Source organism: Klebsiella sp. CN_Kp113 (genome assembly GCF_040064585.1).
Lineage (GTDB): Bacteria > Pseudomonadota > Gammaproteobacteria > Enterobacterales > Enterobacteriaceae > Klebsiella > Klebsiella michiganensis.
Window position 1 is genome coordinate 1 of record NZ_JBEAID010000058.1, and the last position, 9,505, is coordinate 9,505.

Here is a 9,505-nt window from a genome sequence, read left to right on the forward strand (position 1 = left end):
TATCCCGGAGCTGATGCGCGATCTTGAAAGCATGGGGCAACTGGTAAAATTACCGACAAGAAGGGAAAGGGCCTTCCCGCGAGTGGTAAAGGAGAGGCCCTGGAGATACCCCACAGCCCCTAAAAAGGGCCAGTCAGTTGCTTAACTGACTGGCATTACAGCATTACGCTGGCATTTTGACTCTGAGACAAGGTGTTACGCCTTGTTCTGCCGCCACCATTCAGCCAGCAGCACGCCGGTTGCTACGGACACGTTCAGGCTTTCAACGTTGCCGGTGCCTTCAATCGCGATGTTCAGATCGGCGCTGGAGATAGCGGCGTCAGAAAGACCGTCACTCTCCTGCCCTAACACCAGCACCATTTTCTTCGGCAGCTCGGCTTTGAACAGCGGAGTCCCGTTATGGCTGGAAGTAGAAACAATCGCGTAGCCCGCTTTACGGAAGCGCTCGAGCGTATCGATGAAGCTGTCGCCCGTAATCGGCTCAACGTGCTCCGCGCCGCCTTCCGCAGTACGAATCGCGGCGCCGGACTCCATAACGCCGGCATCCTGCACAATCACGCCTTTGACGCCAAAGTGCGCACAGCTGCGCATAATCGCGCCGAGGTTATGCGGGTTGCCGACATCTTCCAGCGCCAGAACACAATCTTCAGCGTCGGATTTAGCCACCCACTGCTCAACGGAAGTGCCGTGGCGCTTTTTAATCAGGAAGCAAACCCCGCCGTGGTGTTCAGTGCCGGACGCTTTCGCCAGCTCTGCTTCATCGACCACGTGATAGGCTTTACGATTCGCCGCCATCCAGCGTAGAGCTTCTTTGAAGCGCGGGGTCACGCTCTGGATAAACCAGGCGCGAACGATAGCGTCCGGACGGCTCTGGAACAGCGCCTGGCAGGCGTTTTCACCATAAACGCGGGTTTCTTCCGCGCGCTGGCGGCGCAGTACTTCAGGATCGATAAAGCTTTTTCCGCTGATCCCGCCGTGATCCGCTTTTACCGGCGCCTCATCGCCCGGCGCGCGGGATACGGTACGCCACGGAGAGGAGCCCTCGCCGCCAAAGCCTTCACGCTTGCGATCGTCACGTCTACGATCGCCACCGCGGCTCTCTTTTTCATCGCGCGCAGGGCGGTTACGACCGTCAACACGAGACTTTCCTGGACGTCCCCCGCCCTTCCCGGTACGCGGGTTATGGGTACGTCGGTCAGAATCATCATCACTGCGGACATACATCACTTTGACCTTGCCGCTTTTATTTTTCAGTTCGTCGTCGCTCATTCATTTTCTCCACCTGCGCTGCGCGAAGCGCGCAGATTACCCGATGTGCCATCACTTAGCCATTATTTCATTTAAAAGCCTGAGTCTATCGTATTCATTGAATAAAACTCATTGTCCTTTATTCGCAGTGCATCGATAATATGTAACATTACAGAAACAAATCGGCCACGTGCCGCGCTGCAACCCATAACCAGAGGTTAGTTATGAATACCGTTTGTGCCAGTTGTCAGGCTCTGAACCGCATCCCCGACGATCGTAGCGCCGATGGCGCGAAATGCGGGCGCTGCGGTCACGATCTTTTTGATGGCGATGTGATCAACGCGACCGGGGCAACGCTGGATAAACTGCTGAAGGACGATCTGCCCGTGGTTGTTGATTTCTGGGCGCCGTGGTGTGGCCCCTGCCGTAACTTTGCGCCAATCTTTGAAGATGTGGCTGAAGAACGCAGCGGCGAAATGCGTTTCGTGAAAGTGAATACCGAAATGGAGCGTGAACTGAGCGCTCGCTTCCGCATTCGCAGCATCCCGACCATTATGATGTTTAAAAATGGCGAAGTTATCGACATGCTCAATGGCGCCGTACCTAAAGCACCTTTCGATAGCTGGCTAAACGAAGCAGGCCAGCAGTAAACCTCACGGGGCACCGCTTGTGCCCCGTTTTCTCCTCTGCGACAATGGCGTTTTTTCTTAGCGATCCCCATGACTGATAACGCCGTCCTTCGCCTTCGCGCCGAACGCCTCGCGCGCGCCACCAGGCCTTTTCTTGCTCGCGGCAACCGTATCCACCGCTGCCAGCGTTGCTTGCTGCCGTTGAAGCAGTGCCTTTGCGCCACCCTCAAGCCGGCTGCCGCCGCCAGCCGTTTTTGCCTGGTGATGTTCGATACCGAGCCAATGAAGCCCAGCAATACCGGCCGCCTGATTGCCGATATCCTGCCGGATACGGAGGCCTTTCAGTGGTCACGAACCGAACCGCCGCAGGCGCTTCTCGATCTCGTCGCCGACGCGCAATATCAGCCGATGGTGGTTTTTCCTGCCTCTTATGCTGGCCCAGAGCGTCAGGTACTTGATTCCCCACCCCCGGGTAAACCACCGCTGTTTATTATGCTCGACGGCACCTGGCCCGAAGCGCGAAAAATGTTCCGTAAAAGCCCCTGGCTTGACGCGCTGCCGATGATTTCCGTCGATCTGTCGCGTATCTCCGCTTATCACCTGCGGGAAGCTCACGCAGAAGGCCAATACTGTACTGCCGAAGTCGCGATTGCGCTGCTGGATCTCGCAGGAGATAAAAACGCAGCCACGGCCCTTGGCGAGCACTTCAGCTTATTCAGAGCGCGCTACCTGGCAGGAAAAACTCAGCATAAGGGCAGTATCACAGCACAACTGACAGAAAACGTTTAAAATCATTCGGTCACTGGGGATCAAAGGAGACCGGTATGAGCCAACGAGGCCTGGAAGCATTGCTGCGGCCAAAGTCGATCGCCGTTATTGGCGCATCAATGAAACCACAGCGCGCCGGTTATCTGATGATGCGCAACCTGCTGGCGGGCGGATTTAGCGGCCCCGTTCTCCCCGTAACGCCAGCGTGGAAAGCGGTTCAGGGCGTACTGGCCTGGCCTGACGTCGACAGTCTCCCCTTCACGCCCGATCTCGCCGTGCTTTGTACTAACGCCCGCCGAAATCTTGAGCTGCTGGAAGCGCTGGGGCAAAAAGGGTGCAAAACCTGCATCATTCTCTCCTCCATCCCCGAACAGTATCCCGCGCTGCTTGAATGCGCCTCCCGCTACCAGATGCGTCTGCTCGGCCCTAACAGCCTTGGCCTGCTTGCGCCGTGGCAGGGCCTCAACGCCAGCTTTTCGCCGGTGCCTATTCATCGCGGCAAACTGGCGTTTATTTCGCAATCGGCGGCGGTCTCCAATACCATCCTCGACTGGGCCCAGCAGCGCGAGATGGGTTTTTCTTACTTTATTGCGCTGGGGGATAGTCTGGACATCGACGTTGATGACCTGCTTGATTTCCTCGCTCGCGATAGTAAAACCAGCGCCATTTTGCTTTATCTCGAACACCTCAGCGATGCCCGTCGTTTTGTCTCTGCGGCCCGTAGCGCATCGCGTAATAAGCCGATCCTGGTGATAAAAAGCGGACGCAGTCCGGCTGCGCAGAAGCTTCTGCACGTCAACTCTGGCATGGATCCGGCCTGGGACGCCGCTATTCAGCGCGCAGGTTTATTGCGCGTACAGGACACGCACGAGCTGTTCTCAGCGGTCGAAACCCTCAGCCACATGCGCCCGCTGCGCGGCGAGAAACTGATGATAATCAGCAACGGCGCCGCTCCGGCTGCGCTGGCGCTGGATGAGCTCTGGCTGCGTAACGGCAAACTCGCCGCGCTCAGCGAAGAGACCAGCAGCGCTCTCCGTCAGGCATTACCTGAAACCATCGATATTGCCAACCCGCTGGATCTCCGCGATGACGCCAGCAGCGAGCATTACCTCAAAGCGTTGAACGTACTGCTGGATAGCCATGACTACGATGCGCTGCTGGTGATCCACTCTCCCAGCGCTGCCGCACCGGGAACAGAGAGCGCGCTGGCGCTGATTGACGCCCTGAAGCGCCACCCGCGCGGCAAATACGTTACGGTTCTTACCAACTGGTGCGGTGAGTTCTCTTCACAAGAAGCCCGGCGCCTGTTTAGCGATGCGGGGCTGCCGACCTATCGAACGCCTGAAGGAACCATTACCGCTTTTATGCACATGGTGGAGTACCGGCGTAACCAGAAACAGCTCAGGGAAACCCCGGTCCTGTCAGATTCGTTAACCACTAACGCTGCCGAAGCGTACAACCTGCTGCAACGGGCAATGAATGAAGGCGCAACGTCGCTGGATACCCATGAAGTGAGCCCCGTTCTGCACGCTTACGGTATTCATACCCTGCCGACGTGGATTGCCGCTGATAGCGCCGAGGCTGTACATATTGCCGAGCAGATTGGCTACCCCGTCGCTCTGAAGCTGCGCTCGCCTGATATTCCGCACAAGTCGGAAGTTCAGGGGGTTATGCTTTATCTGCGCACGGCTACCGAGGTACAGCAGGCCGCGGACGCGATTATAGATCGCGTCAAAATGACCTGGCCTCAGGCGCGTATTCACGGGCTGCTGGTGCAAAGCATGGCTAATCGCGCCGGGGCACAGGAGCTGCGGGTTGTCGTTGAGCACGATCCGGTTTTTGGGCCGCTGATCATGCTGGGGGAAGGCGGCGTCGAATGGCGGGCTGAGGATCAGGCCGCCGTCGCGCTCCCGCCGCTGAATATGAACCTTGCGCGCTATCTGGTTATCCAGGCCATCAAAAGTAAAAAAGTGCGCGGCCGCAGCGCGCTGCGCCCTCTCGATATTCCTGGCCTGAGCCAGCTTCTGGTACAGGTATCGAATTTGATCGTCGACTGTCCGGAAATACAGCGCCTGGATATTCATCCTCTTCTGGCTTCCGGCCACGAGTTTACCGCGCTTGATGTCACGTTAACTCTCGCACCGTTTACCGGCGATAGTGAAAGTCGCCTGGCCATACGCCCTTACCCTCAGCAGCAGGAGGAGTGGGTGGTGATGAAGAATGGTGAACGCTGTCTTTTCCGTCCCATCCTCCCGGAAGATGAGCCGCAGCTTATGGCCTTTATCGCTCAGGTCACGAAAGAAGATCTTTATTATCGTTACTTCAGCGAAATCAACGAATTTACTCATGATGATTTAGCCAATATGACGCAGATCGACTACGATCGAGAAATGGCCTTTGTTGCTGTGCGCACCACCGCCGAGGGGAACGAGATCCTCGGCGTAACGCGAGCGATCTCCGATCCGGATAATATCGATGCCGAGTTTGCTGTACTGGTGCGCTCCGACCTGAAGGGTATGGGGTTAGGCCGCAAGCTCCTGGAAAAGCTGATTGTCTACACGCAAAACCACGGCCTGCAGCGTTTGAATGGCATTACCATGCCGAATAATAAAGGCATGATCGGACTCGCCAGAAAGCTAGGATTCTCGGTTGATATTCAGCTTGAAGATGGAATTGTCAGTTTGTCTCTACATCTTGTACCTGAGCAATTACAAACGGCTGGCCGCAATTGTTGACTACTTTAACGGGTAGTAATGGTATTATTGCCCGCTTACGTCGTCTGCATGGTACAGAAGACCCTTCAATAAACAGAGAAGAAACGCACTGTGATGTTGTCAAAATTTAAACGCAATAAACATCAACAACACCTTGCCCAACTCCCTAAGCTTTCTCAGTCAGTTGATGATATCGAGTTCTTTTACGCTCCGGCAGATTTTCGGCAAGCGTTACTGGCCAGGATAGCTCAAGCCACCCAGCGTATTTGTATCATTGCGCTTTATCTGGAACAGGATGATGGCGGCAAAGGAATTTTGCAGGCGCTCTATGACGCTAAGCGTCAGCGTCCCGAATTAGATGTTCAGGTGTTGGTCGACTGGCATCGCGCCCAGCGCGGGCGTATTGGCGTCGCGGCGTCAAACACCAATGCCGACTGGTACTGCCGCATGGCGCAGGAAAATCCCGGTGTCGATATCCCGGTTTATGGCGTTCCGGTCAATACCCGGGAAGCGCTCGGCGTCCTCCACTTCAAAGGTTTTATCATTGATGACAGCGTTCTCTACAGCGGCGCCAGTCTGAATGATGTTTACCTGCATCAACACGATAAGTATCGCTACGACCGCTACCAGTGCATTCGCAACGGTAAAATGGCTGATGTGATGTTCGACTGGGTTGAGAATAACCTGGTGCAAGGGCGTGGCGTTAACCGCCTTGACAGGGCCGATCGGCCAAAAAGTCCGGAAATCAAAAATGACATCCGCCAGTATCGCCAGGAGCTCCGCGATAGCAGCTATCATTTTATCGGCAATGCTGACGATGACCAGCTGTCGGTCACTCCGTTAGTGGGCCTCGGGAAGACGAGTCTGCTGAATAAAACCATTTTTCATTTGATGCCCTGCGCTGAGCATAAGCTGACTATCTGCACCCCCTATTTCAACCTGCCCGCTCTGCTGGTACGTAATATCATCCAGCTGCTGCGTAGCGGGAAGAAAGTCGAAATTATCGTTGGTGATAAAACCGCTAATGATTTCTATATTCCGGAAGATCAGCCGTTTAAAATTATCGGAGCGCTGCCCTATCTTTACGAAATCAATCTGCGACGCTTCCTGAGCCGACTGCAGTATTATGTCAATACCGATCAGCTGATTGTCCGTTTATGGAAGGACGACGATAACAGCTACCACCTGAAAGGCATGTGGGTTGATGACGAATGGATGCTGCTGACCGGCAATAACCTGAACCCGCGCGCATGGCGGCTGGATTTGGAAAACGCGATACTTATCCACGATCCAAAACACCAGCTCGGCGCAATGCGTGAAAAAGAGCTCAATCTCATCCGCAAACATACTACGATCGTTCAGCACTATCGCGATCTACAAAGTATTGCCGATTACCCGATAAAGGTACGCAAACTGATCAGGCGTCTGCGACGTATCCGAATCGACCGCCTTATCAGCCGTATTCTCTGAATTCACGCCCCGCCCTGCGGGGCTTTTTCTGGAATTAGTATGCGCGTCATCATGCTTATTGCCCCACTATTATTACTGACTGGCTGCAGCCATATGGCTAATGATTCATGGAGCGGCCAGGATAAAGCCCAACACTTCCTCGCCTCAGCCATGCTTTCCGCCGCAGGCAACGAATATGCCCAGCATCAGGGCTATAGCCGCGACCGGAGTGCCGCTATAGGCTTTATGTTTTCCGTGAGCTTAGGGGCATCGAAGGAGCTATGGGACAGCCGCCCGTCAGGGAGCGGCTGGAGCTGGAAAGATTTTGCCTGGGATGTGGCAGGTGCCACTACCGGCTATGCGGTATGGCAGCTGGCACATCAGTAATGCTACAAACGTAGCCCCTTGCCTTTACGATGCAGCGTCAGGGAGACCAGGAAGGCAATCGCGCCCATGACGGTCACGTACCAGTAAAAGGCGTGCTCAATTCCCGCTGATTTTAGCGACAGCGCGACATACTCTGCCGAGCCGCCAAATAGCGCATTGGCCACCGCATAAGAGAGTCCAACCCCCAGGGCACGAACCTGAGCCGGAAACATTTCGGCCTTCAGAATGCCACTGATTGAGGTATAGAAGCTTACTATCAACAGGGCGCATATCACTAAAGCAAATGCCGCATACGGTGAACTCACGTTCTGTAATGCATTGAGAATCGGGACAGTGAAGACGGTGACGAGTACGCCAAAACAGAGCATTGAGGTCCGGCGGCCAATCTTATCCGAAAGCGCGCCGAAAAGCGGCTGAACAAGCATATAAACAAATAAGGCAGCGGTCATAATCATGCTGGCGGTACCCGCGCTCATGCCTGCGGTGTTGACCAGATATTTCTGCATATAGGTTGTAAAGGTATAAAAGCTTAACGACCCTGCGGCAGTGAATCCGAGCACCATGATAAATGCCTTACGGTTACGCCATAATCCTTTAAACGATCCCGCTTCTTTTAACGCGCGCGTTTCCTGTTTAGACGTTTCGTCCAGCTGTCGTCTCAGCCACAGGGCAACAATAGCCAGGACTGCGCCAAGAGCAAACGGGATACGCCATCCCCAGGCATGAAGCTCTTCATCGCTGAGGATCTGCTGCAAGGCAACCACAACAAGCACGGCCAGAAGTTGCCCACCAATCAGCGTGACGTATTGAAATGAGGCATAGAAACCTTTCTTTCCTTCCACCGCGACTTCGCTCATATAGGTCGCGCTGGTACCGTATTCTCCGCCAACGGACAGGCCCTGGAACAGGCGTGCAAGTAGCAGCAGAGCCGGGGCCCAGGTCCCTATCGTTGCATAACCCGGCAGGCAGGCAATCACCAGTGAACCAAAACACATCATGCATACGGAGATAAGCATAGAGGTTTTACGTCCACGACGATCGGCAATGCGCCCGAATATCCATCCCCCGATCGGACGCATCAGAAAACCCGCCGCAAATACCCCTGCAGTTTGTAACAATTGCGTAGTGGTGTTGCCAGAAGGAAAGAAGATGTGCGCAAAGTAGAGTGAGCAAAATGAATAGACGTAGAAATCAAACCATTCCACCAAATTCCCTGATGACGCCCCCACAATTGCCCATATACGGCGCCGGGTATCACCCTGATCCTGGGATCCGCGTTCGCTAATACTGCTTTCTGTCATTGTAATTCTGCTCCAGCAAAGACTGCAATCTGCCGCGTCGGGTGACCCCGCTCAATCAGACAAATCGATTAGTAAATTAAATGTTATATAATTGTTATTTTTTAGTTTGTGATGCCATTCACATTTTTTTTCGTACTGCAGGTTTTCGCGATTAAAAGGAGATTCTTCAGGATTAGCAAAGTAAAATATGGTGAATAGCGGGCCAGAACAGGTTTTTATACAGGCGATATTGCGGCACAAATTTATGTGGGGCGGGAAGATCGATGCTGAAAATTATCCCCAATGAGCCTGATGTTTCTTTTTTCGCTGGAGATAATCTTCATCCTGACGAAGCTTATCCCACCATTGTTTGAAAACTGCCGCAGCTGCCGCCTTAACAGGATCATTACCTCGCGAATTCAGGTGCCCCTCCTTCGCGTATTTTTTACCGCCTTTGTAATTGGCATAACGCCTTGCCCGGGTGTAGCCCATCTGAATAAATTTGCGCGCCATATCCATACCGACAAAATCATTCTGCTGTCGATAGAACTCGAAGAGCTGATAAATTTTCCTCGCAGATTCAATCGCCGATGCTTCATCTTTATAGCGCCAGTAGGGAAGAATTTCGCTTTTATAGGGTTCAACCAACAACACGCCCTGTTCACCTCTTCCTACCTGATAAAACTCCGGATGCTGGCGAAAATCGATGCTGGAAAAGTCTTGCTGGTAATTAAAAGGCTTAATGGCCATTATTTTCTCACGGGCTGGCTGATACACGTTATAAGCCTGGTACATAAGACTGAAGTGTGGCTAGTGGAATCTTCTGTATATTTATACAGAGAGCCCGCATAAAACCGGCAGGTTATTATTATGAAGATGTGGATGAAAGCAGGGAGTAAAAGGCAGAAATGACCGCGGAGTTGGGTTTTATGGGTAAACCGATGTCCGGTCGGTTCAGACGACAAAAACGCAAAGAGCCCATCCGTCAGGATGGGCTCTTCACTTGTTTGATGCCTGGCAGTTCCCTACT

General features: G+C 53.7%; 8 protein-coding genes and 1 pseudogene. 6 read left to right on the forward strand and 3 right to left on the reverse strand.

What is annotated here, in order from left to right; genetic code table 11:
• Positions 1-145: pseudogene (locus tag ABLV30_RS26835) on the forward strand (IS4 family transposase); the annotation flags it as partial.
• A gap of 50 nt (positions 146-195) precedes the next feature.
• Here ABLV30_RS26835 and ABLV30_RS26840 read toward each other — a convergent pair.
• A complete protein-coding gene (locus ABLV30_RS26840) occupies positions 196-1,269 on the reverse strand; it encodes a tRNA/rRNA methyltransferase (protein WP_014230406.1) in 1,074 nt (357 codons plus the stop codon).
• Positions 1,270-1,472: 203 nt separating this feature from the next.
• Here ABLV30_RS26840 and trxC point away from each other — a divergent pair, with 203 nt between their 5' ends.
• The 5 genes from trxC (at position 1,473) to ABLV30_RS26865 (ending at position 7,195) form a co-directional block, all read left to right on the forward strand.
• Entirely contained in the window at positions 1,473-1,898 is a 426-nt protein-coding gene (gene trxC, locus ABLV30_RS26845) for a thioredoxin TrxC (protein WP_004104599.1), read from the forward strand.
• A gap of 69 nt (positions 1,899-1,967) precedes the next feature.
• A complete protein-coding gene (locus ABLV30_RS26850; protein WP_265802174.1) occupies positions 1,968-2,666 on the forward strand; it encodes a tRNA-uridine aminocarboxypropyltransferase in 699 nt (232 codons plus the stop codon).
• A 35-nt stretch (positions 2,667-2,701) separates the two neighbouring features.
• Positions 2,702-5,380, forward strand: a complete 2,679-nt coding sequence (gene pat, locus ABLV30_RS26855) for a protein lysine acetyltransferase (protein ID WP_025106576.1) — start codon at positions 2,702-2,704, stop codon at positions 5,378-5,380.
• Between the two features lie 93 nt (positions 5,381-5,473).
• Positions 5,474-6,829, forward strand: coding sequence for a CDP-diacylglycerol--serine O-phosphatidyltransferase (gene pssA / locus ABLV30_RS26860; RefSeq protein WP_014230410.1), 1,356 nt, complete (start codon positions 5,474-5,476; stop codon positions 6,827-6,829).
• Between the two features lie 39 nt (positions 6,830-6,868).
• The gene (locus ABLV30_RS26865; protein ID WP_014839230.1) at positions 6,869-7,195 is read left to right on the forward strand and encodes a YfiM family lipoprotein; all 327 of its coding nucleotides are present in this window, start codon (positions 6,869-6,871) and stop codon (positions 7,193-7,195) included.
• A gap of 2 nt (positions 7,196-7,197) precedes the next feature.
• Here ABLV30_RS26865 and ABLV30_RS26870 read toward each other — a convergent pair whose 3' ends face one another.
• Together ABLV30_RS26870 and ABLV30_RS26875 are read right to left on the reverse strand one after the other, a co-directional pair.
• The gene (locus tag ABLV30_RS26870) at positions 7,198-8,496 is read right to left on the reverse strand and encodes an MFS transporter (RefSeq protein ID WP_004853296.1); all 1,299 of its coding nucleotides are present in this window, start codon (positions 8,494-8,496) and stop codon (positions 7,198-7,200) included.
• Positions 8,497-8,769: 273 nt separating this feature from the next.
• Positions 8,770-9,225: a DUF4385 domain-containing protein gene (locus tag ABLV30_RS26875; RefSeq protein WP_014230413.1), complete on the reverse strand. Its 456-nt coding sequence runs from the start codon at positions 9,223-9,225 to the stop codon at positions 8,770-8,772.
• Between the last annotated feature and the right edge of the window lie 280 nt (positions 9,226-9,505).